The organism is Bradyrhizobium sp. SZCCHNS1022 (assembly GCF_032484835.1).
In the GTDB taxonomy this organism is placed as follows: domain Bacteria; phylum Pseudomonadota; class Alphaproteobacteria; order Rhizobiales; family Xanthobacteraceae; genus Bradyrhizobium.
Genome location: NZ_JAUETT010000006.1, coordinates 114,187 through 135,917, shown reverse-complemented (window position 1 = coordinate 135,917; position 21,731 = coordinate 114,187). Strand labels below are relative to the sequence as shown.

The window sequence follows — 21,731 nt, the reverse complement described above, 5'->3', positions numbered from 1 at the left end:
ATTGGATTAGCTCATGGCCCGAGACCTCCTGCCTCCGATCGCCGAGCACATCATCGACGTCGCCGGCGGCCTGTTCTATCGTGAAGGCATCAACGCCGTCGGCATCGATCGCATCATCCGCGAAGCGGATGTGGCCAAGGCCACAATGTACCGCCATTTCGAGAGCAAGGACGATCTGATCGCGGCCTGCCTGACCCGCCGCCATGCCGCCGTCGTCGCGGCGCTCCAGGACGGGTTGCGTCGCTCGCGTGCGAAGGGGACCGACAAGGTCCTCACGATATTCGACCTGCTTGCGGTCAAGGCGCGATCCGAGACGTTCCGCGGCTGCGCGTTCATGATCGCCACGGCGGAGAGCGGTGGGTCGGAGACCGTGCGGAACATCGCGCGCGAGCACAAGGATGCGGTACGGGCGATCTTCTCTGATCTTCTTCCGGTCACCTGGTCGCATCGCGACAAGGTCTCTGCGCGGCTCAATCTGCTGTATGATGGCGCGCTCGCTCAGATCCTGATCTATCAGGATGGCTGGGCCGTGCGCACTGCGCGCGATTGTGCAAAGGTGATCCTGGAGGACGCTGCGCGCACAGCCTAGTTGGCTGCGGGCCCTGGGCGCAGGCGGCAGGCCCTTCGGCACGCCCCGGTCGAGGACAGGTCTTCCGGCCTCCTCAATCCGCGGAAGATGGTCGAAATTCCGGGAGAAGCAAGCTGATATCAGCTTCCCAGGACAGTGCATCAGGATGCTGAGAATTGGGACGAGGACCGACGCCAAATCCGCCCCATGGCTGTGCGGGTTCAAGTCCTGCATCACCCATCATCCGGCCGCGGCGTTCATGGATGGCGGCGATGTCCCTCGCCATCTCGTTGAGTGATACCGGCTACCGGCCGCCCCGCGAAGCGGTCGAGCTCGGCCGGTCGGAGTTTGCCCCGATCGTCGCGATGTGTGTCCTACCGACGGGTCCGGAGCACGTCGGCTAAGAACTCCTTTCGCGTGCTCCCACGTCCACGACTTCTTCGGCTTCTCGGCGTCGATTCTCATCTGCGTCTCGATCGTCGTGCTGGTGGCGACGGCGGCCAGGTCGTGCGCCGGTCCGCGCCGGGCCATCTTGGCGATCCGGGCGGCACGGGACCGCACCCCGTCGACGCTGAGGCCACCTACGTCGTCTCCCCCCTCAACGGCGGGTCCGAGGTCGCATCTATACTGCTTGCCGTGGAGGATCATGCATTTCGAACGATGGACGCGGCGCGCGCTCGAATTGGGAGCTTAGAGGAATTCGTTACGAGTTAACTGTCGGAGGGAAGCTAAAAACGCGCCTGGTTCAACCTGTCCAGCAGCAGCGCTTCCGGGAGAAATGGCGCGACAGCCAGATGCAATCAGAAGAGTGTTTGCCGAAGGGCTCGACCGCATGATCACATCGGTCGCAGATCGGTTACCGGAGTGAAAGCCAAGCTATTCGCTGCAGCAAGGGTTGGCGCACCGGAGCATTGGTCTGCAATCCAAACAGGCCGAATTTCCCTGCGTTGCGTTCCCCTTGACGGTCGATGACGATCAACTTTGCCGGTGGCGGCATGAGAGCCTCCAGGAGTGGCCGGCTCGCGCCAATGGATCTGCAAATTGGCATGAAATCACCTTCCGTTTTGAGATTATTCTTCGATAATTACCTCAAAATAGCAAAGGCCGCCGACGGAGTGGACGGGGCCAAAGCGCCGTCGCCGGTCAGGAGGAAGCAGACATGAACATCGATCGGCAACGGCTTGCGACCCATTCGCGCCATTCGCAAGGGGCTCGCTCAGGCTGCCTGAAGCGTCGGGAATGTAGATCTCTTCGAAGTCAATTCAATGAAGCTTTCGTCACCGCCGCGTTTACCGATCGTGGCGAACCGAAGATTCATGCGTCGAAATTCAATGTCGACGGGGACGTTGCCGCGCCTAACCATCCGATCGGCGCAACCGGCGCGATCCTGATCAACAAGGCGGCGTGCGCGCTCGAATGGACGCAGGGTGGTGGTTTCGTTGCGCCCAGGCCGAGAGAGGGGGATCGGGCTTTATTTTGAACGCCTGTGCTTTCAAGCGTTACCGACCCAGGCCCATTTGGCTTGTTCAGAGTTTCGAACGCTGTCCTTGCCTAACCAGAAAAGGGGATGCGATGTCCCAATACCCAAAGAGCCCTGTCATGGGCCAGATGATGAGCCAGCCTTTGCTCGTCTCGAGCATCATCCGGCACGCTGACCGCTATTTCGGCGGCAACGAGATTGTCTCGCGCCGGGCCGAAGGCGATATCCACCGCTATACATATCGTGACTGCCACGAGCGCGCGCGCCAGATGGCCAACGCGATCGAAGCGCTGGGAGTGAAGATAGGGGATCGTGTGGCCACACTGGCATGGAACGGCTACCGCCACCTGGAGTTGTACTACGCCATCTCGGGCTCCGGCGCGGTGATGCATACGATCAACCCCCGCCTGCACCCCGAACAGATCGTCTACATCGCGAACCATGCGGAAGATCAACTCCTGTTCTTTGACCTGACTTTCCTGCCCCTGGTCGAAGCCGTGGCTTCGCAGTGCAAGACGGTCAAGGGCTTCGTGATGATGTGCGACCGCGAGCACATGCCGCAGGCGAGCATGGTAACCAACCTGCTGTGCTACGAGGAGCTGATCGCCGCGGCGTCCGACCGCTATGAGTGGCCCCTGTTCGATGAAAATTCCGCGTCGAGCCTGTGCTACACTTCGGGCACGACAGGGAATCCGAAAGGCGCGTTATACTCCCACCGCTCGACCGTCCTGCATTCCTACGCGTCGGCGATGCGAGATGGACTGGATGTTTCCGCACGCGACGTCGTTATGCCGGTGGTCCCGATGTTTCACGTCAACGCATGGGGCCTGCCATACTCGGCGCCGATGACCGGCGCCAAGCTGGTGCTGCCCGGCGCGGCGCTGGACGGTAAATCGCTCTACGAATTGTTCGAGCAGGAAGGCGTGACATTTGCCGCTGGCGTGCCTACCATCTGGCTTGGTTTGCTGACGCATCTCGGCCAGAACAACCTTCAGTTCTCGACCTTCAAGCGCACGGTCATTGGTGGCGCCGCCTGCCCGCCCGCGATGATGAAGACCTTTCGGCATCAATATGGCGTCGACGTCGTGCATGGATGGGGCATGACCGAAATGTCGCCGTTGGGTACGACCGCCACGTTGCAGAACCATCACTTGAGTCTGCCGGATGCTGAGCAGGAGGCCATTCTCGAGAAGCAGGGGAATGTCATCTTCGGAGTTGACATGAAGATCGTCGGGAACGACGGCAAGGAGTTGCCCTGGGACGGCAGGACCTTTGGAGACCTGCTGGTCAAGGGGCCGTGGATCGTCAGCGGTTACTTCAAGGACGAGGGTGGCGATGTGCTGGAGGACGGCTGGTTCCCTACGGGCGACGTCGCCACCATCAGTCCGGACGGCTACATGCGGATCACCGACCGCAGCAAGGACGTGATCAAGTCAGGAGGCGAATGGATCGGCACCATCGAACTGGAGAACATCGCGATGGCGCACCCTGCGGTGGCGCAGGCCGTCTGCATCGGCGTGGCTCATCCGAAGTGGGATGAGCGCCCCCTGCTGGTTGTGGTGCCAAAGCCGGGAGCGGACGTCAGCAAGGAAGAACTGATCCGGTTCTACAACGGCAAGATCGCCAAATGGTGGACCCCTGATGACGTGGCTTTCGTCGAGTCGCTGCCGATCGGCGCCACCGGAAAGGTGCTGAAGAACCGCGTTCGCGAACAATTCAGGAGCTTCAATCTGCCAGCAGCTTGACCGCATCAATGCGAGAAAAACAGCAGCCGATCAGCCCTTGCGCACTGATACGAGTGCGCAAGAAATCTGGAGGAACCACAATGACCAGTTCAGCGCAAGACGGCAACAATCGCTCCGAGGAACCCACCTATCTGAAAATTTCCGACAAGCTCAGCCTGCGCTATCAAAAATCAGGAGATGGTCCGCCGCTGATCCTCCTTCATACCATCCGTACGCAGCTTGAATATTTCCGACATCTGGCGCCGCTTCTCGCAGAGAAGTTCACCGTTTTTGCCGTGGATTTGCCGGGCCATGGTCATTCTTCCGTCGACACGTCAGCGCCCTACGATGAGTCTTACATTCGAAACGGTATTGTGGCCTTTCTGAAGGCCATGGATCTGCGTAATGTGACCCTCGTTGGCGAATCGATCGGAGCCGTCATTGCCTTGACGTCGGCCGCCGATGCGCCCGAGCGAATCCGTGCGGTCTACGCACTCAATACCTACGACTACGAGACGCGATACGGAGACGGTATCCGCCGCGGCAACTGGTTTGCAAACCTGATCATCGGAAGCTTGCAAGTCCCGGTCTTCGGAGCGATTGGCGCCGCGATCGCCACCCCTTGGATGATTGGCAAGATTATGAAGGGCGGATACGCGGATCCTCGCAAATTGCCCGCCGACTTGGTGGTCCTCTTCCACAAGACAGGGGGGCTGCCCAATTTCCACTACGCCGAGCGAAGGGTGCTGGCGGCATGGCGCTCCTGGAGCAACGCGCGCGCGCATTATTCCGCCGTGCGAGCGCCTGTCACGCTCATCTACGGCGACAAGGACTGGTCACGTATTTCGGAGCGAAACCGCACAAAAGACGCGCTGCCAAACGCCCGCATGTTTACGCTTTCGAATACAGGTCATTTCTCGTCGGTCGAGAATCCGACGGCAATCGCGCGCATCGTTTTGTCGTGAAACTGGCGTGGTGTGCGAGGGCGAGCCGTGCTCACGTTGCAGCTGGCTTCGCGCAGAGCGGCCGGGCGAATTTGCTCCGGAGGGGTTGATGACCGTGATCGGATCAGACTGCGTCATCGCAAATCTGCGTCGCGGAAATCGCGTGGCGATCGCCCGGTCCATTTTTTGAAGGCTTTCCGAAAGTTAGACGGGTCTGAAAAGCCAACGCGCTCGCAGATATGTTCGACAGAGAGCGTAGTGCGTTCAAGGTACTCCACGGCGAGCGTCTTGCGCACGTCGTCGATGATCGATTGGTAGGACAGCCCCTCCGATGCCAGTCTACGGTTGAGCGTGCGCAGCGACATGCCCAGATGCGCTGCAATATCATCGATTTTTGCGAAGCGCCCCGGCCGATTGACGAGGGCGGCGCGGATCGAATCGGTCAACTCGGACCCCTGGGGCTGCTCCGACAAGACCTGCTCGCAGAAGCGCTGGCAGACCTTGGCCGCAGCGGGATTCGCGTTGGGCAATGGCAGCTGCCAGATAGATTCAGCAAAGTGCCACTCCATAGCCTCGGCTTCGAACTCGATTGGACAGTTGAAAGTCCGACCATAGGCTCGCCAATGGGGCGGTGCCGGGTAAGGCAACAGCATCCGCAATGAAGGAAACGGCCTCTCAAGCACGCGACTGAGGAAGGTAAGGTTCGAACTACGCCAGAACTCCGCGACGAATGGCAGGAGGTCGCCCAACGATTCTGGGTCGTGACTGCGCAGCTTGATCACGCCGTCCTCCACGCGTGACGTGATCTGCAGCACAGGTCCGGCCTGCCTGAGGTGTCGAAAGCTCAGGTCCAGCGCGTCCCCGAGAGTCCTACTGCTGGCCAAGGCATAGCCGTAGATGCCGAAATCGCTAATGCGCTGTCGAGCCCCCGCGAGCAGCGCAACATCGGATCGTTTCGCGAGACGCTGCGCGTTACGGTAGATGGCCAGACGCTGGTCACGTGTGATAAGCGACGCATCGTCATTGAAGTCCTTGCTTAGTACACCCGTTCCGCTCAGTACGGCGCGCGCAGTGATGCCTTGGCACTGCATTTCTTCGATCAATGCCCTCAACCCGAACAGGCTAAGTTTCCGCGCATGGCGTTCCCCTTGACGGTTGACGAACGTCAGCTTGGGCGGCGTCGACATAAAAGCCTCCGTAAGCGAAGCGAGAGTTGGCGGAATATGACCTGCATATTGGCATGAAATCACCTTTTCTTTCGGATGTCATTCGGCGTTAATCGCCAGACAAAAGAAAATGCTCCGATGGAGTGGGAGCGGTTGCCGGGGGGGGCGGGACGCCAACCGCTCCCTCGAGGCGCCGATCCAATGCCCCGGTGCGGGTCGGGAGGAAACAGGCACGAACATCTTTCAGCGATGCGTACGCGTCCATTGCGGCGATGCGATCCGGTGATCCCACGCCAGCGACGCTGTCGTTCGCAGGCGCGACGCGGAAATGCCCTTCTGCCGCTCCCCCGAGCCGCGCGCGTCCGACCCGTCAGGACGGCGCTGGCACTTCTCGACTCATATAGATGCACATGGAGACATACATGGAAAGTAGAAGCGCTGCGGCTGACGCGCAGGACACCGGGGCCAGCGAGTCTGCGTCTGCTATCTTAGGCGGCATCGTCGGCGGGATCATGCATGGTCGCGTCGCGGTGCTGACTATGCAGTACCCGCCGCACAACCTGTTCGATTTGGCGCTGAGTCAGGCCTGTATCGATGCGCTCGCCTGGGCGGAGGCTCAAGACGCGCGCGCGATCGTGCTGTCGAGTGCGATGCGCCATTTCTCGGCCGGCGCTGACCTCAACGCCATTAAGAACGGTCTGAGCGAGGAGGATGGGAAGCTGATGCTCAAACTGCTGCGCGCGTTTCGTGAGCACCCGGCTCCGATCATCGCCAGCGTGCATGGCGTGTGCGTAGGCGGCGGCTTGGAGATCGCGCTGGCCTGCGACTTCATCGTCGCGACCGCATCGTCGAAGCTGGGCTGCGTCGAGCCGATCGTCGGCCTGCATCCGCTGATGGGCGCCATCCAGCGTATTGCACAGCGCGCGGGGGAATCGCGGGCGAAGGAGATGGCGATGTTCGGTCGCCGCTATGACGCACAGACGCTGGAGCGATGGAATATCGTCAATCGCGTCGTTCCCGATGCGCGGCTTGAGTCGGCCACGATGGTGCTCGCGCAGGAACTTGCTGCCGGGCCGACTGTCGCCCACAGCGCAACGAAGAAGCTGGCCGCAGTGGCCGTAAGCCAGGGCGTCGAGGCTGCCGACACGGCCATGCTGGAGATCCAGAAGGCGGTCTTCGCATCGAAGGATTTCACAAACGCCGTGGCCTCCTACAACGAGCGCGGGCCGGGCTTTGCAATGTTCGAAGGACGTTGATCATGGCTGGAGCTCTTGCAGGCATAAAAGTCGTTGATTTCTCGCGTGTGCTGGCTGGTCCTCACTGTGCGAAAATGTTGCTCGATCTTGGGGCCGACGTCGTCAAGATCGAGCCTCCGGCGTCCGATTTCTCGCGCATGGCCTACCCGCGAAACGGCCAGATGTCAGGCTATTACGCGCAGCAGAATACCGGCAAACGAAACGTCTCGATCAATCTGAACGTTGCCGGCGCGCGGGAGATCGCGTTGCGCTTGTGCGACCAGGCCGACATCGTTGTCGAGAACTTCAGGCCCGGCACCATGGCCGCCTTTGGGCTTGACTACGAGACCATCCGCAAGCGCAACCCGCGCGTCGTTTATGCGTCGATCACCGGCTATGGCCAGAGCGGGCCCTGGAGTTCGCGCATGGCCTACGCGCCCACGGTTCATGCGGAAGCCGGCATCACTGCCAACACCGCCAAACAGTTCGGCGCGTCCGAAGGCGCCTTGCGCACCGACTCGCTCTCTCACGCCGATGTGTATTCGGGGCTTCACGGCGCCATCGCCATTCTGGCGGCGCTGCGGCACCGCGACCTGACCGGTGAAGGACAATATATCGATATCGCGATGGCGGCGGTTATGCTGTCGGTCAACGAGCGGGTGCATTACGACCTCTCCGACATCGATCTCGGCGACGAGACGCCCGTGCTCGGCGCGACCGACTGCCCCTTTTTCGTCGGACCCGGCGGCGAGACCTTCGTCAGCTCGATGAGCTTGGTCGGTAGTCTCTCGTTCCCGCTGTGGCTGATCGCGATGCGGCGGCTGGACATGGCGAGCGACCCGCGCTTCCTCACGCCCCAACTGCGCAAGCAGAACCTGGCGGCGCTTCACGACATCGTCCAGCAATGGATCTGGACCTTTGCCGACATGGCCACGCTGGATGCACAGCTGGATCTGGCCAAGATCGCGACCGGCCAGGTGCGCCACGTCAAGGAGATCGCCGCGAGCGAATGGGCGGCAGAGTGGTCTGCCGTCGAAAAGGTGTCGGATCGGGCCGGGGGCGAATGGAGGCTGCCAGGGCGCCCCTGGCGCTTCAGCCAGACAAGCGGCGAGGCAACGAAACCGCGGCTTCCGGCGCTTCAGGGAGAGCACAACGACGAGGTTCTCGCGGAACTTGGATTTAGCGCCGCCGAGATCGAGGCGCTTCGTGTGGCCAAGGCATTGGTTCAACCGAACCGAAATTCAGATTGAGCGCGCGTCGGCGGTACTGGAAACCATCATGACCATAATCATTGATCACACGCACGACCCGCGCGCGGAAAGTTGGGTGAGCAGCGCCAACCATTGGAGCGCCGAGTTTCCAATCCAGAATCTCCCATTGGGAGTCTTTTCCCCGGGCGGGGAAGCGGCGGCAAGGATTGGCGTCGCTATAGGCGACCAGATTTTGGATTTGGCCGCAGCAATGGACGGCGGTCTGTTGCCGGGTCTTCACGATCTGTTCGCGGCGCTACGCAGTGACCGGCTCAACTTGCTGATGTCGAGCGGCGCGGCAGCCAGGCGGGCGTTGCGTCATGCCGCCTTCGACCTCTTACGCGCCGGCCACGACAGCATCGCGACGGCGTCCAGCTTCCTGACGCCCATGAGCGCCGCGCGAATGCATTTGCCGGTGCGTATCGGGGACTTCACGGATTTCTTCACGTCGATCCACCATGCCCGTCGCACGGGAGAACTGTCGCGCCCCGACGATCCGGTGGCGCCCAACTTCAGGCATATGCCCATTGGCTATCACGGCCGGGCCTCCAGCGTGGTCGTGAGCGGGACGCCTTGTGTGCGCCCCAGGGGACAGGTCACGCCGCCTGCGGCGGCGGCGCTTGCGGTCCAAGACTACGGGCCGGCGCAATGGCTCGACTTCGAACTCGAAGTGGGGTGTTTCGTCGGTGCCGGGAATCCCCTTGGCGCGTCGATCTCGATCGACGATGCCGACGACCATATTTTCGGGTTTTGTCTGGTCAATGACTGGTCGGCGCGCGACATTCAGATTTGGGAAAGTTTTCCCTTGGGGCCTTTCCTCGCCAAGAGTTTCATGACGACGGTGTCGTCATGGGTGGTCACGCCGGAGGCGCTGGCCCCGTTCCGTGTCGCCGCGCCGACGCGGGGTGACGACGAGCCGCCGCTGCCCGCGGCGCTCACGTCGCCCAAGCATGCCGCGCAGGGCGGCCTCTCGATCTCGTTGCAGGTGCTTTTGCAAACGCCTGCCATGCAGGAACGAGGCATGGCGCCGGCAGTGCTGGCTAAGCCGCAATTCGGCGAGCAATACTGGACGCTCGCGCAAATGCTCACGCACCAGACCAGCAACGGATGCAATCTGCAGACGGGCGATTTGTTATCCAGCGGAACGGTCTCGGGCCCTGAGCGAGAAAACAGCGGATGCCTGGTCGAGCTCAATGCTGGGGGCAAGAAGGCCTTGTCGTTGCCCTCTGGTGAAACGCGCCTTTTTCTTGAGGATGGCGACACCGTGTGGTTGCGCGGCGAATGTCATCGGGACGGCTATAAGTCGATTGGATTTGGTGAGTGCATGGCCCAAATCAAGGGGACAACATGATACGCCAAAAGCTGACGCTCGCCGTCAACGGAGCGCCAGTGAGCGCTGAGATCGAACCGCGCGAGCTGTTGGTGCATTTTCTGCGGGACCATGCCGGGACGGGAACGCACATTGGCTGCGACACGTCGCAATGCGGGGCCTGCACGGTTCAGATTGACGGCAAGACGGCCAAGTCTTGCACGGTTCTGGCTGTTCAGGCCCAAGGCCACAACGTGACGACCATCGAGGGGCTGGGCACGCCGAAAACGCTGACGCCGCTGCAGCAGGCCTTCATGGAAGTGCACGGGCTGCAATGCGGGTTTTGCACGCCGGGGATGATCTTCGCCGGGCAGGCGCTGCTGGACCGCGTCCCGAATCCGACCGAGGAACAAGTGCGCGAGGCGCTGCATGGCAATCTATGCCGCTGCACCGGTTATCAGAATATTGTCAACGCGGTCCTGCTGGCTGCGGGGCATAGCCAGCAGGCGGCCAGCGCATCGGCCGAGCTCAACGGGGGTATGCAATGAACAAGCTCCGCGATGCTACGTTCGATGCTACGAAAGTCTCCTATGTCGGGCGATCCGTCACCCGGCGCGAAGATCCCAATCTCCTGAGCGGCCGCGGCCGCTACACCGATGATATTGAGATCAAGGGGCTGACCTGCGCCATGGTGCTGCGCTCGCCCCATGGCCATGCAGTGATCAAGTCGATCGACACCTCGGCGGCATTGGCCATGGAAGGCGTTGTCGGTATCCTGACCTATGACGACCTGCGCGGCAAAGTGGGCGACATCCGCCCCAACTGGGTGGTGGGCGAGGTCCACATCCCGGCCCATCCCCCGCTGGCCGATGGACGTGTGCGCTACGTCGGCGAAGCGGTCGCATTCGTTGTGGCCCAGACGCGCCAGCAGGCTGCCGATGCGCTCGAGGCCGTCGTCGTCGATTACGACGTGCTGCCAGCCGTGGTGGACGAGGAATTGGCCCTGCGGGACGGCGCGCCGCAACTGCACGCCAACGTGCCCGGTAACCTGCTGAGCACCTACCGGGCCGGCGGCGGCGACTACGCAGCCGCAGCCGAACAGGCCGACCATTTAGTGCAGGTGCGGCTGGTCAACAACCGGCTGATTCCCAGCCCCATCGAGCCGCGCGCGGTGCGCGCGGTGTTCGATGCGTCCGACGAGAAGCTAACCTTCTATCTGCCCTCGCAAGTGCCGCACATGTCCCGGCGCTGGCTGGCCGAAACCCTGGGCTGGCCCGAGCACAAGATTCGTCTGGTCGCGCCCGACATTGGCGGCGGCTTCGGGTGCAAGATGCACTTCTACGCCGAGGAAATCCTCGTTGCGTTCGCCGCCAGGCATTTCGGCCGGCCGGTCGGTTGGACCGAGACGCGCAGCGAGGCCCATATGGCCACCACTCACGGCCGTGCGCACACCGAATACGTGGAAGCCGCCGTTCGGAAAGACGGCCGAGTGCTTGGGATCAAGATGCGCTCGCTGGCCAATCTGGGTGCCTATCTGTCAAACATGGCGACCGGGATCCCGACCATCAACACGGTGTCATTCGCCTGCGGCAATTACGACATCCCCGCCCTGGACGGAGAGATGCGGCTGGTGACGACCAACACCACGCCGGTGGACGCCTACCGCGGCGCCGGGCGTCCGGAAGCCGCCTACCTCATCGAACGCACGATGGACGCAGTCGCCGCCGCACTTGACATGGACCCGGTCGAACTGCGCCGCATCAACCTGATCCGCAAGCACCAGTTTCCCTACCGCGCCTACGGACACCCGCTGTTCTTGTGGGACTCCGGCAACTACGAGGGTTGTCTTGAGGCTGCCGTGAAGGCGATCGGCTACAACGAGTGGCGCGGGAAGCAGGCGGCGCTTCGGGCTCAGGGGCGGTATATCGGCGTGGCCGTCACTTGCTACATGGAGCTAGTGGGCATGGCCAGTTCGGTCGTGCTCAATTGGATCGGCTTTAACCGTGGCGGTTGGGAAAGCGCGCTGCTGCGCGTCCATTCGGATGGAAAAGTCACGTTGTTCTCGGGGTCCATGCCGCAGGGCCACGGACACGCCACGAGCTATGCGCAGATCGTCTGCGACGTTCTGCAGTTGCCGCTGGACGATGTCGACGTAGTGCAGGGTGATACCGACCGGGTGCCCGTCGGTCACGGCACGTTCAATTCCCGCTCCATGGTCGTGGGCGGCTCCGCAGCCCACAATGTCGCGCGGAAAGTGCTGGCAAAGGCCAAGCTTATCGCAGCTTCCATGCTGGACTCGGAGCCGGATCAAATCCACCATGCGCAGGGCGTGTTCAGCGTTGTCGGCGAGCCGCAGCGTAGCGTCGGCTTCGGCGACGTTGCGCGCATGGCCTATGTGGGCTCCAAGCTTCCGCTTGGCATGGCGCCCGGTCTCGAAGAGACGGTGTTCTACCAACCGGAAGACATGGTGGTGCCGTTTGGCAGCCATGCTGCAGTCGTCGAGGTCGATATCGAGACGGGCGAGGTGACGATCCTCGACTACGTCGCGGTGGACGACGTCGGCAATCTCATCAACCCCATGCTTTGCCACGGCCAGATGCACGGTGGGATCGCCCAGGGCATTGGCCAAGCGTTGTACGAAGGCGCTGAATACGACGCGACCGGGCAGCTCTTGACGGGTTCGCTGCTCGATTACGCCGTACCCAAGAGCGACCAGATCCCGCCGATGCGCGTCAGCTTCCAGGTGACCCCGACCAAAGCGAACCCGCTGGGAGTCAAGGGCGTCGGCGAATCCGGCGCCGTCGGCGCACCGCCGGTCATCGTCAGCGCGGTTTGCGACGCGCTCAAGAGCTTTGGTGTCAAGCACATCGACATGCCGCTCACGCCTCCCAAGGTGTGGCGCGCCATCCGTTCCGCACAAGCTGAACAGAGGAGCAACGCATGATTCCGGCGGCATTCGGATACGTGCGACCATGCAGCTTGTCCGAGGCCCTGGCCCAACTCGTCGAATCGGGCGAGGGTGCCAAGTTGATCAGCGGCGGGCATTCGCTGCTGCCCATGATGAAGCTGCGGCTGGCGGCTCCCGCAACCTTGATTGACATTGCCGGACTGGCCGAACTTCAGGGCGTCACCGTCGGCGAGAACGAGGTCGTTATCGGCGCCGCGACCATCCACGCCCAGCTCGAACACCACGCCGAGGTGGCCAAGGCCCTGCCGCTGATTCCCGCCGTAGCCCACCTGATCGCGGACCCCATCGTCCGCAATCGCGGCACCTTGGGCGGCTCGCTCGCACACGCCGATCCTTCGGCCGATTGGCCTGCCGCCATGTTGGCCCTCGACGCGAAGATCGACGTCATCGGGGCGAAAGGCGCACGTTCGATTCCGGCTGATGCGTTCTTCAAGGGCCTGTTTGAAACCGATCTTGCGCTCGATGAGATACTCGTGCGCGTGCGCATTCCGGTGATTCCGGGCCGGCGCGTAGCTTACCGCAAGTTCCGCCATCCGGCCTCGGGTTACGCCGTCGTCGGCGTGGCCGTAGTGGTGGATTTTCAGGCCGAACGCTGCGCCGGAGGGCGGATTGCCGTGACTGGCTTCGCCGACCATGCCTTCCGCGCCAGCAGCGCCGAAGCCGCATTGGCAGGCTACGCCGGCCAACCGGACCAGGCGGAACGTTTGCTGGACCTGGCGTTCACCGGGACCATTCCGCTGGAGGACCGCTTCGCGGACGCCGACTACCGCACGCAGCTCGGCCGGACGATGCTTCGCCGCGCGCTGGCGGACGTCATGGCCAGCGATTGATCAGCAAGGCGACAAGGAGATTCGTTCAACTTCTTTTGGGGGACCTGAGGCCTGACCGTATGGAAATCATTGGAGAAAGACTGATCCCCGCGCCGATTGGCGCCACCTGGGAGGCGCTCAACGACCCCGAGGCGCTCAAGGCGTGCATTGCGGGGTGCGAGTCGCTGGAAGCCGTGGAGGCGGATACGTTTGTGGCCGTGCTGGCTGCCCGGGTGGGACCTATCAGCGCGCGCTTCAAGGGCATGGCGAGATTGAGCAATATACAACCGCCGAACAGTTATGAGGTGACTTTCGAAGGGCAGGGCGGGATCGCGGGTTTCGGCAAGGGATCGGCGGAGGTCTCGCTCACGGAACAGGGCTATCAGACGCTTCTGCGTTACTCGGCCCGAGCCCAGGTGGGTGGTCGCCTGGCGCAAGTCGGATCGCGCCTGATCGATGCCGCGGTAGGGAAAATCACCGAGGATTTCTTTTCGGCGTTTGAAGCGCGATTGAAGGCGGCATCGGGCAATGAAGCGGCGAACGAAAATTCCGTCCTCCGCCAGTCCTGGGCGTTCGTGCCTTCTCACCAGAGCCAGAGCAATGCCGCGTCGAAGAACGCCGCGCTGGTCTCGCCGCCAGTCCATGCCTTTTTGCGGCCACCCCTGACTCAGACCTTGGTGCACGATGCCAACGTTCAGCGCATGGCCGAGGCGCCGGCAAGGCGACGCCTTGTCAGGAGGGCGACGCCGATCGAGCTCGTCGGAGAAAGATTGATCGACGCGCCGTTGTTCGTGACGTTCAATGCGCTCAACAATGTTGAAGTGCTCAGGCGCTGCATTCCAGGATGCAAGAGACTGGACCAGGTGCGGGCGCACGTGCTGGAGATCGAGCTGGCGATGGGCGTCGGGCCGCTCAGCCTCGGCCTGGAGGGCACGATTCAAGTGAGTGACGTTCATGTGCCGACCAGTTATGTGCTGTCGTTCAAGGGCAGGCGCGGCACCAAGGGCTCGGGCAAGATTTCGCTGACCGAAGAGGGCAGACAGACCCGCGTGCGCTATGTGCTCCAGGCCGAGATCAGCGGTCATTTGGCCAGAGTGGGTTCGCGGTTGAACGAAATGGTTGCCGCGATCCTTGTCAGGATCTTCGTCTCGGCGTTCAAGGCCCGCCTGCGGGCGGAGGCGGCGGAACTGTCCACTGGTCGGAGCAAGATCGGATCGCCGGCTTCCAAATTGGGGGCGGCATCGTCTGGTGATTAGGGCAATGGTAAAAAGTCCTTGTGCGCCGGACATCCCATTCGTTTGGCTTGTTGGCTCAGTGTGGGGGTGGCGACCGCGCGTCAGATTTTAGCCTGCGATCCTCCATTTCTCCTGCATTGCGAAAAGGCCCATCTTCATGAAGGAAACCAAATTGAGCGATCAGCGAGTCAGCATCAGTGTGGATGACGACGGCGTTGCGGATGTCGCCATGGTTCGGGCCGACAAGATGAATGCGCTGGACGACGCGATGTTTGAGGCGCTTGCCTCCGCAGTCGACCGCCTGCATGCAGACCGGTCGGTGCGCGCCGTCGTCCTGCACGGCGAGGGGCGCGCCTTCTGCGCGGGGCTGGACAAGAGCCTGTTCGATCGGATTGTCGCCCAGGGCGCGGCCGCGATGGGCGATCTCGCCGAACGCACGCATGGCCTCGCCAATCTCTGGCAGCAAGTGTCGTGGGGCTGGCGGGAGCTGCCTGTGCCGGTGATTGCCGCGGTGCACGGTGTCGCATTCGGCGGCGGCCTGCAGATCGCGCTGGGCGCTGACATTCGCTACTTGCATCCCGAGGCGAAGCTCTCCGTGGCTGAGACCAAGTGGGGATTGGTGCCCGACATGGCGGGGTGCGTGATTTTGACGGAGCTCGCGCGTGCGGATGTGGTTCGCGAGTTGGTCTTTGGCGGCCGGGTGGTTTCAGGTGTTGAGGCACTCGCTCTCGGTCTTGCGACACGAGTAAGCGATGACCCCTTGAAGGAAGCTCGCGAGCTTGCGCGGCGGATCGCTGCCCACAACCCGGAGGCCGTTCGTGCAGGCAAACGCCTGCTCAACGCCGCCGCTCCTGTAGACGCCGGGCGGGTGCTGATGGTGGAGTCGTTAGAGCAGCAGCGGCTTCTCGGCAGCTCCAACCAGATCGAAGCCGTGCGGGCCGCAACGGAGAACCGTACGCCCGAATTCCGGTGACGACATCGCGATGCGGTTCGCGCCCCGTCAGAAGTCGTCCACGATTGCCCGTGGCGCGGATGCTGAGCGCCTCGACGGTCTCGCCTGGGTCGAACTGATGATGGCGCCAAACTCCTCTATCTGTCCCCCACCGTCCCGACTTCAATCCGATTGAAAATGCCTTCGCCAAGCTCAAGGCGCATGTGCGAAAGTCCGCCGCGCGCACCCTCCGAGGAACAGGATTGGCTGGACGGAGAGCAATCACCCGTCGGCCCCACCTTGCCAACCTCATGCTTGCCGTCCTGGTTGAGCTGGGCGCGATAACTCTGTTTCCCGAGTTTGCAAAGGTCGGCGGCTTCATGGCCTCCGGTACGAACCTTATCGATCTACTTTATCAAGCAGGCGTTCTGGTCGGGAAGGTTCTTGATGAGACAAAGGCTGAAGACTTGCCGGTCGAGCGGCCGTCGCGGTTTCAACTCGTAGTCGTTCTTAAAACGGCCAAAGCGCTCGGCCTTACCATTCCAACTTCGCTGCTTTTGCGTGCTGACGAAATCGTCGAGTGAGCTTCCGCGGACGGAATGCGATTTCGATGCCGATCAAGGCCAAGGGCGGTGAAACGACTCTGAACAAAACGTGGCGGGAATAGGCGACCATCCGCCTCACCCATGGGCGCGCGGTGGAGCTGCTCCCGGCGTTGAAGCAGAGCCAGATCACGGCGACTTGGGCGAGCTATATCGATTCTACGCCGGATGGAGTGCCTGCCATCGGCGAGCTCGCCGCGCTGCCCGGCCTGATTGTAGCGGCCATGGCTTCGGCATCGCCCCCGGCACCAGCCATCTCATCGCCGATCTTGTCACCGGCGCCACGCCGATCGTCGATCCCGAGCCCCACGAGCCCGCGCGTTTCGCGCGGCATGAGTCCAAGAAGGTCGCAGACTTCTGACGATCGGATGCGACTATGCGAGCGTCTGCCGGAAATGACGTCAGCCGGCTGACCTCACCGGATATCGATCGCTGCGCGAGAGGCGCGATGCGCGCCTTCACGATCGTCGCACCAGAATTCAACGTGTTCGAAATTCAAATCTGTTGCCGTGACGATGTGACCATCCGTAACAACCAATCGCGACGAGGACGGCGTGCGGTTTTGGGTAGCGTTCTTGAAACGTCTCGCAAAACAATGATGCCATCCTTCCCAAAACGGTTTGTCAGCCCGCTGATTTTGTTGGCTTCCCCGCTTCCCTAGCGGGAGCCAGCCAGGTTTGAACCTGCTCGTCCACCCATTTTCCGGCGACGAATTGCGAAGGAGCGGCGGCCTTCGGCGAACTATCGAGACTGACGTTCCGAGTAAGGTTCGCCGGCAGGAAAACAGAGCCTGGGGGCGCGATGTAGCGCCCCCGCTACCAATCGTGGCGATTTCTACGCCAAGCTACGACTGTGATTTTTGCCGAAGATGCGATGACCTCAGCGGCGCGGCAATTTGCCATGCGAAACGACGGCTTCAGCCCGTCCTGGTGACATACTCGACAGGGAGATGCTTGAATGGCTTGCGGTGTTCGCGCGATACGGCGCCACCAATGATGATTTTGGAGAACGCATGGAGGTCGGCGAAGAAGGCCGGCTTTAGGCTGTCGAGCTTGCTCGCATCGGCAACCAGAATGCTTTCGATCGCTGTTGCCATCGCCGCCTGTTTGACCGCCGTCTCATGAAAATTCGAGCAGCTCGCGCCCCGGGCCGCATGTACGCCGCCCGCCGAGATGAAGGCCTTGTTGATGCCGAGCCTGCGCAAATAGGACAGACCTTCTTCCGATGAGAAGGACTGCGATGAGGGATGATAGAGCCCGCCCACCAAAATCAGCTGCGTGGCGGGACGTCGCGTCACCAGCGCCGCCACGTTCATCGAATAGCAGATCACCGACAGCGACATGCCCTCCGGCAGCACCTCTGCGAGCGACTGCATCGTGGTGCCGCAGTCGATGAAGATGGTGTCGCCGTCCTGCAATGACGCCACCGCCGCGCGACAGGCGAGGCGCTTGTCATGGGTGTGCTGATCGATCTCCTGCTCGAGCGTGTACTTTGCCGCGCTCGGCGCGGCTGCATTCACGACATGGCCGCCAAGGCAGACCAGCGCGGCATCGGATGCTGCGAGATCGCGGCGCACCGTCATCTCGGAGACGTTCAGGAGTTGAGCCGCATCCTTCAGATGCAATGCGCCGTTTTCGGCGATGGCGCGCCGGAGCCGTTCCAGGCGCTGGGCGCGCGCGTCGCGCTGAGCTGCCGCGCCGATGGGGAGGTCGACCATGCTTTTCGATAACCTTGCCTTTGCTGGTTGACAATAGTCTCACATGATGTGAAAAATCCAACAAGAAGACGTTACGAATCTAACAAATCCGCCGGACGCAGAGACCGGCAGCATGGGGAGGCGGCGGCAGAGCCTGCGAATGCAGGGCTCGCAGTCGGGCTTCTTCAGGGAGGAAGCCGATGTTTCGATCCAAACATTCAGTGCGCCGCGCGGCCGGGTAGCGGGAGGCTGCGTTTGATGTCGCAGAGCGCTTCGATACCGGAGGCATCCCGCATGCCGTTGCGCGGACACGAGCGGCCGGTCTCGGTCCAGGCCGCCGCCCTCGCTCGCAATGCAGGCCGAGCCCTCGAGCTGGACTGGGTCGACGAAATCAGGGTGAATCTGTCGGCGGCAGAGCGGCGCATCGCGAGCCTGCCGGGCCGGCGCACGGTGAAGAACGAGGCGCAGGCGGCGTGGCTGCTGAAGGCGATCGCCTGCATCGATCTGACCACGCTTAATGGTGACGACACGGCCGGGCGGGTCAAGCGGCTTTGCGCAAAGGCCAGGGCGCCGGTGCGGGCCGATCTTCTCGATGCGCTCGGTTTCGCCGGCCGCAAGCTGCAGACGGGGGCAGTCTGCGTCTACCATCGTTTCGTGGCGACTGCGGTCGAGTCTCTCGACGGCTCCGGCATTCCGGTCGCTGCTGTCTCCACCGGCTTCCCCGCGGGCCTCGTGCCGCACGACGTCAAGCTCAGGGAAATCGAGGCCTCGGTGAACGACGGGGCCGAAGAGATCGACATCGTCATCACCAGGGAGCACGTGCTGACGGGCGACTGGCGCGCGCTATATCAGGAGGTCAGAGACTTCCGTGCCGCTTGCGGGCGGGCGCATCTCAAGACGATTCTCGCTACCGGCGACTTGAAGACTTTGCGCAACGTCGCCAAGGCTTCCATGGTCTGCATGATGGCAGGCGCCGACTTCATCAAGACGTCGACCGGCAAGGAGAGCGTCAATGCGACGCTGCCAGTGTCGCTGGTGATGCTGCGGATGATCCGGAGCTATCATGATCGCACCGGGTTCAAGATCGGTTTCAAGCCCGCCGGCGGCATCTCGACCGCCAAGGATGTGCTCAACTACCAGATCCTGATGAAGGAAGAGCTCGGGCGTGACTGGCTCGAGCCTTCGTTGTTCCGCATCGGTGCGTCCAGCTTGCTCGCCGATATCGAGCGTCAGCTCGAACATCACGTCACCGGTCGTTACTCGGCCTTCAACCGTCATCCCTTGGCATGAGGACCCGGCCGTGACCGTCGCACACTACTACGACACGATGGACTACGGTCCGGCGCCCGAGGCAGATGCCGAGGCGCGAGCGTGGCTCGCCAGGCACGAGGCCCGCTTCGGGCATTTCATCGATGGCGCTTTTGCAGTTCCTTCCGACGGCAAGTACTTCACGACGTCGGAGCCTGCCGCCGGCAAGGCGTTGGCGAAGCTCGCGCAAGGGTCTGCTGCCGACGTCGACGCGGCCGTCGCCGCGGCGCGCAAGGCGCAGCAGGCATGGCAGAAGCTCGGCGGCCACGGCCGTGCCAGGCATCTCTACGCGCTCGCGAGAATGTTGCAGCGTCATGGCAGGTTGTTTGCAGTCCTGGAGGCGATCGATAACGGCAAGCCACTCCGCGAGACGCGCGATATCGACGTTCCGCTCGCGGCACGGCACTTCCTGCATCATGCCGGCTGGGCTCAGCTCCAGGAGCGCGAATTCGGCGCCTACGCGCCGCTCGGCGTGATCGGGCAGATCATCCCGTGGAATTTCCCGCTGCTGATGCTGGCCTGGAAGATCGCGCCGGCGCTGGCGATGGGCAACACCGTGGTGCTGAAGCCCGCCGAGTTCACCTCGCTCACTGCGCTGCTGTTTGCCGAACTCGCCGCGCAGGCGGGCCTGCCCATGGGTGTGCTCAACGTCGTTACCGGCGACGGCACCACCGGGGCTGCGCTGGTCGCTCAGCAAGGCGTCGACAAGATCGCCTTCACCGGTTCGACCGAAGTCGGCCGGCTGATTCGCCAGGCCACCGCCGGCACGGCCAAGTCGCTGACGTTGGAGCTCGGCGGCAAGTCGCCCTTCATTGTGTTCGACGACGCCGACCTCGATGCCGCCGTGGAAGGAGTGGTCGACGCCATTTTCTTCAATCAGGGGCAGGTGTGCTGCGCCGGCTCGCGGCTGCTGCTGCAGGAAGGTATCGCGGAGACCTTCCGGGAGCGGCTCGTGCGGCGGATGGAGACGCTCCGTGTCGGCCCGCCGCTCGATAAGGCGATCGATATGGGGGCGATAGTCGATCCCGTGCAGCTCGAGCGCATCAGGTCCCTGGTCGAGACCGGTGTGACCGAAGGTGCGCAGAAATATCAGTCGCCGGGCGCGTTGCCGCCGCATGGCTGCTTTTATCCGCCAACCTTGCTGTGGAACGTGCAGCCGTCGTCGACCGTGGCTATCGAGGAGATATTCGGTCCGGTGGCGGTGGCGATGACGTTCCGCACGCCGGACGAGGCCGTGCTGCTCGCCAACAACACGCGCTATGGTCTCGCCGCCAGCATCTGGAGCGAGACCATCGGGCGGGCGCTTGATATCGCGCCAAAGCTGTTGGCGGGCGTGGTCTGGATCAACGCCACCAATCTGTTCGACGCTGGTGTCGGCTTCGGCGGTTATCGCGAATCCGGCTTTGGCCGTGAAGGCGGCCGCGAGGGCATCTACGAGTATCTCAAGCCAGTGGCTTGGAGCGGACGAAAGGCACGCATAGCGCAGCCCGCGCCCAGCGTAGCTGAAGAGCGCGCAGGTTTTGCGCTACCGCCGATCGATCGGACGCCAAAGCTGTTCATCGGCGGCAAGCAGGTCAGGCCTGACGGCAATTACTCGCGCGCGGTGCTGTCGCCTAAGGGAAGACTTCTCGGCGAGGTTGGCGACGGCAATCGCAAGGACATCCGCAACGCGGTGGCGGCAGCGCGCGCTGCCGAAGCGTGGAGCCGGGCGACGGCGCACAACCGTGCGCAGATCCTGTATTACCTGGCCGAAAACATGTCCGCCCGCGGCGACGAACTTGCCGCGCGTATCGCCGCGATGACGGGAGTTACGGCTGTCAAGGCGAAAGCGGAAGTTGATGCTGGAATCGCGCGCTTGTTCAGCTACGGCGCCTGGGCCGACAAGTATGAAGGTGCGGTGCACACGCCGCCGTTGCGCGGCGTCGCGCTCGCCATGCACGAGGCGATCGGGGTAGTCGGCGTCGCCTGTCCAGACGAGGCGCCGCTGCTTGCCCTCATCAGCCTGGTCGCGCCGTTGATCGCGATGGGCAATCGGGTGGTCGTGGTCCCGAGCGAACGGCATCCGCTGGTCGCGACCGATTTCTATCAGGTGCTGGAGACCTCCGACGTTCCGGCCGGCGTGATCAATATCGTCACTGGCCGACGCGACGCCCTGGTCAAGGTGCTGGCTGAGCATGACGATGTCGACGCGCTCTGGGTGTTCGGCTCCAAGCAGGCCGCAACCGACGCAGAGCGGTTGTCCGTCGGCAATCTCAAGCGAACGCTGGTCGATCACGGGCTGCTCACGGACTGGTACGACGCCGCGGCATCCGAAGGTCTCATTTTGCTGCGCCACGCGGTGCAGGTGAAGAATATCTGGATTCCTTATGGCGATTAGTGACGTGACAGAACGGACCTGAGCATGATCCGAACCAGCGGGAGCCGGTGTTCCGAAAGATCATGCTCCAAAAATCGATGAGATCATGATCCGATTTCTTGTCCTCGGATCATGATCGGGACCGCTGAG

The 21,731-nt window shown here is 62.6% G+C and carries 19 protein-coding genes and 2 pseudogenes; 19 read left to right on the top strand and 2 right to left on the bottom strand.

The annotated features are described in order from the left end of the window. The first annotated feature begins 13 nt into the window (after positions 1 to 13). From QX071_RS28690 to QX071_RS28670, 5 genes are all read left to right on the top strand, one after another. A complete protein-coding gene (locus tag QX071_RS28690) occupies positions 14 to 589 on the top strand; it encodes a helix-turn-helix domain-containing protein (RefSeq protein ID WP_315705823.1) in 576 nt (191 codons plus the stop codon). A 251-nt stretch (positions 590 to 840) separates the two neighbouring features. Next, a complete protein-coding gene (locus tag QX071_RS28685) occupies positions 841 to 972 on the top strand; it encodes a hypothetical protein (protein ID WP_315705824.1) in 132 nt (43 codons plus the stop codon). Between the two features lie 755 nt (positions 973 to 1,727). Next, positions 1,728 to 2,048: a hypothetical protein gene (locus tag QX071_RS28680; RefSeq protein ID WP_315705825.1), complete on the top strand. Its 321-nt coding sequence runs from the start codon at positions 1,728 to 1,730 to the stop codon at positions 2,046 to 2,048. A 119-nt stretch (positions 2,049 to 2,167) separates the two neighbouring features. Further along, positions 2,168 to 3,793, top strand: a complete 1,626-nt coding sequence (locus tag QX071_RS28675) for a 3-(methylthio)propionyl-CoA ligase (protein WP_315705826.1) — start codon at positions 2,168 to 2,170, stop codon at positions 3,791 to 3,793. Positions 3,794 to 3,873: 80 nt separating this feature from the next. Beyond that, positions 3,874 to 4,737, top strand: coding sequence for an alpha/beta hydrolase (locus QX071_RS28670; protein WP_315705827.1), 864 nt, complete (start codon positions 3,874 to 3,876; stop codon positions 4,735 to 4,737). 113 nt (positions 4,738 to 4,850) lie between these two features. Here QX071_RS28670 and QX071_RS28665 read toward each other — a convergent pair whose 3' ends face one another. Further along, a complete protein-coding gene (locus tag QX071_RS28665) occupies positions 4,851 to 5,903 on the bottom strand; it encodes an AraC family transcriptional regulator (RefSeq protein ID WP_315705828.1) in 1,053 nt (350 codons plus the stop codon). Positions 5,904 to 6,292: 389 nt separating this feature from the next. On the opposite strand from QX071_RS28665, the gene QX071_RS28660 reads away from it, so the two are divergent. The 12 genes and pseudogenes from QX071_RS28660 (at position 6,293) to QX071_RS28605 (ending at position 16,882) form a co-directional block, all read left to right on the top strand. Beyond that, complete coding sequence (locus QX071_RS28660) at positions 6,293 to 7,138, top strand: enoyl-CoA hydratase/isomerase family protein (RefSeq protein WP_315705829.1); 846 nt, start codon at positions 6,293 to 6,295, stop codon at positions 7,136 to 7,138. Between the two features lie 2 nt (positions 7,139 to 7,140). Further along, the gene (locus QX071_RS28655) at positions 7,141 to 8,367 is read left to right on the top strand and encodes a CaiB/BaiF CoA-transferase family protein (protein ID WP_315705830.1); all 1,227 of its coding nucleotides are present in this window, start codon (positions 7,141 to 7,143) and stop codon (positions 8,365 to 8,367) included. Between the two features lie 28 nt (positions 8,368 to 8,395). Next, positions 8,396 to 9,718: a fumarylacetoacetase gene (fahA, locus tag QX071_RS28650; RefSeq protein WP_315705831.1), complete on the top strand. Its 1,323-nt coding sequence runs from the start codon at positions 8,396 to 8,398 to the stop codon at positions 9,716 to 9,718. Further along, the gene (locus QX071_RS28645) at positions 9,715 to 10,224 is read left to right on the top strand and encodes a (2Fe-2S)-binding protein (protein WP_315705832.1); all 510 of its coding nucleotides are present in this window, start codon (positions 9,715 to 9,717) and stop codon (positions 10,222 to 10,224) included. Before fahA ends, QX071_RS28645 begins: the two co-directional genes overlap by 4 nt. Beyond that, a complete protein-coding gene (locus QX071_RS28640) occupies positions 10,221 to 12,620 on the top strand; it encodes a xanthine dehydrogenase family protein molybdopterin-binding subunit (RefSeq protein ID WP_315705833.1) in 2,400 nt (799 codons plus the stop codon). The genes QX071_RS28645 and QX071_RS28640 overlap by 4 nt, the downstream gene beginning before the upstream one ends. Then, a complete protein-coding gene (locus QX071_RS28635; protein ID WP_315705834.1) occupies positions 12,617 to 13,474 on the top strand; it encodes a xanthine dehydrogenase family protein subunit M in 858 nt (285 codons plus the stop codon). The genes QX071_RS28640 and QX071_RS28635 overlap by 4 nt, the downstream gene beginning before the upstream one ends. A 59-nt stretch (positions 13,475 to 13,533) precedes the next feature. Beyond that, positions 13,534 to 14,709: a CoxG family protein gene (locus tag QX071_RS28630; protein ID WP_315705835.1), complete on the top strand. Its 1,176-nt coding sequence runs from the start codon at positions 13,534 to 13,536 to the stop codon at positions 14,707 to 14,709. Between the two features lie 136 nt (positions 14,710 to 14,845). Further along, positions 14,846 to 15,661 carry a crotonase/enoyl-CoA hydratase family protein gene (locus QX071_RS28625; protein WP_315705836.1) on the top strand — a complete coding sequence of 272 codons (816 nt, stop codon included), beginning with the start codon at positions 14,846 to 14,848 and terminating at the stop codon, positions 15,659 to 15,661. Between the two features lie 102 nt (positions 15,662 to 15,763). Further along, a pseudogene (locus QX071_RS28620) lies at positions 15,764 to 15,870 on the top strand (IS630 family transposase); the annotation flags it as partial. 60 nt (positions 15,871 to 15,930) lie between these two features. After that, complete coding sequence (locus QX071_RS28615; RefSeq protein ID WP_315705837.1) at positions 15,931 to 16,203, top strand: ABC transporter substrate binding protein; 273 nt, start codon at positions 15,931 to 15,933, stop codon at positions 16,201 to 16,203. 83 nt (positions 16,204 to 16,286) lie between these two features. Continuing rightward, positions 16,287 to 16,582, top strand: a pseudogene (locus tag QX071_RS28610) (NAD(P)/FAD-dependent oxidoreductase); the annotation flags it as partial. A gap of 87 nt (positions 16,583 to 16,669) precedes the next feature. Then, entirely contained in the window at positions 16,670 to 16,882 is a 213-nt protein-coding gene (locus QX071_RS28605) for a hypothetical protein (RefSeq protein ID WP_315705838.1), read from the top strand. 255 nt (positions 16,883 to 17,137) lie between these two features. On the opposite strand, the gene QX071_RS28600 is transcribed toward QX071_RS28605, so the two are convergent. After that, a complete protein-coding gene (locus QX071_RS28600; RefSeq protein WP_315705839.1) occupies positions 17,138 to 17,938 on the bottom strand; it encodes a DeoR/GlpR family DNA-binding transcription regulator in 801 nt (266 codons plus the stop codon). 273 nt (positions 17,939 to 18,211) lie between these two features. Here QX071_RS28600 and deoC point away from each other — a divergent pair, with 273 nt between their 5' ends. After that, positions 18,212 to 19,207, top strand: coding sequence for a deoxyribose-phosphate aldolase (deoC, locus tag QX071_RS28595; protein ID WP_315705840.1), 996 nt, complete (start codon positions 18,212 to 18,214; stop codon positions 19,205 to 19,207). 10 nt (positions 19,208 to 19,217) lie between these two features. Beyond that, on the top strand, positions 19,218 to 21,602 hold the full coding sequence (locus tag QX071_RS28590; protein ID WP_315705841.1) for an aldehyde dehydrogenase family protein: 2,385 nt from the start codon (positions 19,218 to 19,220) through the stop codon (positions 21,600 to 21,602). The last annotated feature ends 129 nt before the right edge of the window (positions 21,603 to 21,731 follow it).

Bases quoted from the DNA above. Each gene is read 5' to 3' on its own strand.
- QX071_RS28690 (WP_315705823.1), top strand. From the start codon at position 14: ATGGCCCGAGACCTCCTGCCTCCGATCGCCGAGCACATCATCGACGTC.
- QX071_RS28685 (WP_315705824.1), top strand. From the start codon at position 841: ATGTCCCTCGCCATCTCGTTGAGTGATACCGGCTACCGGCCGCCCCGC.
- QX071_RS28680 (WP_315705825.1), top strand. From the start codon at position 1,728: ATGAACATCGATCGGCAACGGCTTGCGACCCATTCGCGCCATTCGCAA.
- QX071_RS28675 (WP_315705826.1), top strand. From the start codon at position 2,168: ATGGGCCAGATGATGAGCCAGCCTTTGCTCGTCTCGAGCATCATCCGG.
- QX071_RS28670 (WP_315705827.1), top strand. From the start codon at position 3,874: ATGACCAGTTCAGCGCAAGACGGCAACAATCGCTCCGAGGAACCCACC.
- QX071_RS28665 (WP_315705828.1), bottom strand. From the start codon at position 5,903: ATGTCGACGCCGCCCAAGCTGACGTTCGTCAACCGTCAAGGGGAACGC.
- QX071_RS28660 (WP_315705829.1), top strand. From the start codon at position 6,293: ATGGAGACATACATGGAAAGTAGAAGCGCTGCGGCTGACGCGCAGGAC.
- QX071_RS28655 (WP_315705830.1), top strand. From the start codon at position 7,141: ATGGCTGGAGCTCTTGCAGGCATAAAAGTCGTTGATTTCTCGCGTGTG.
- fahA (WP_315705831.1), top strand. From the start codon at position 8,396: ATGACCATAATCATTGATCACACGCACGACCCGCGCGCGGAAAGTTGG.
- QX071_RS28645 (WP_315705832.1), top strand. From the start codon at position 9,715: ATGATACGCCAAAAGCTGACGCTCGCCGTCAACGGAGCGCCAGTGAGC.
- QX071_RS28640 (WP_315705833.1), top strand. From the start codon at position 10,221: ATGAACAAGCTCCGCGATGCTACGTTCGATGCTACGAAAGTCTCCTAT.
- QX071_RS28635 (WP_315705834.1), top strand. From the start codon at position 12,617: ATGATTCCGGCGGCATTCGGATACGTGCGACCATGCAGCTTGTCCGAG.
- QX071_RS28630 (WP_315705835.1), top strand. From the start codon at position 13,534: ATGGAAATCATTGGAGAAAGACTGATCCCCGCGCCGATTGGCGCCACC.
- QX071_RS28625 (WP_315705836.1), top strand. From the start codon at position 14,846: ATGAAGGAAACCAAATTGAGCGATCAGCGAGTCAGCATCAGTGTGGAT.
- QX071_RS28615 (WP_315705837.1), top strand. From the start codon at position 15,931: ATGCTTGCCGTCCTGGTTGAGCTGGGCGCGATAACTCTGTTTCCCGAG.
- QX071_RS28605 (WP_315705838.1), top strand. From the start codon at position 16,670: ATGCGCGCCTTCACGATCGTCGCACCAGAATTCAACGTGTTCGAAATT.
- QX071_RS28600 (WP_315705839.1), bottom strand. From the start codon at position 17,938: ATGGTCGACCTCCCCATCGGCGCGGCAGCTCAGCGCGACGCGCGCGCC.
- deoC (WP_315705840.1), top strand. From the start codon at position 18,212: ATGCCGTTGCGCGGACACGAGCGGCCGGTCTCGGTCCAGGCCGCCGCC.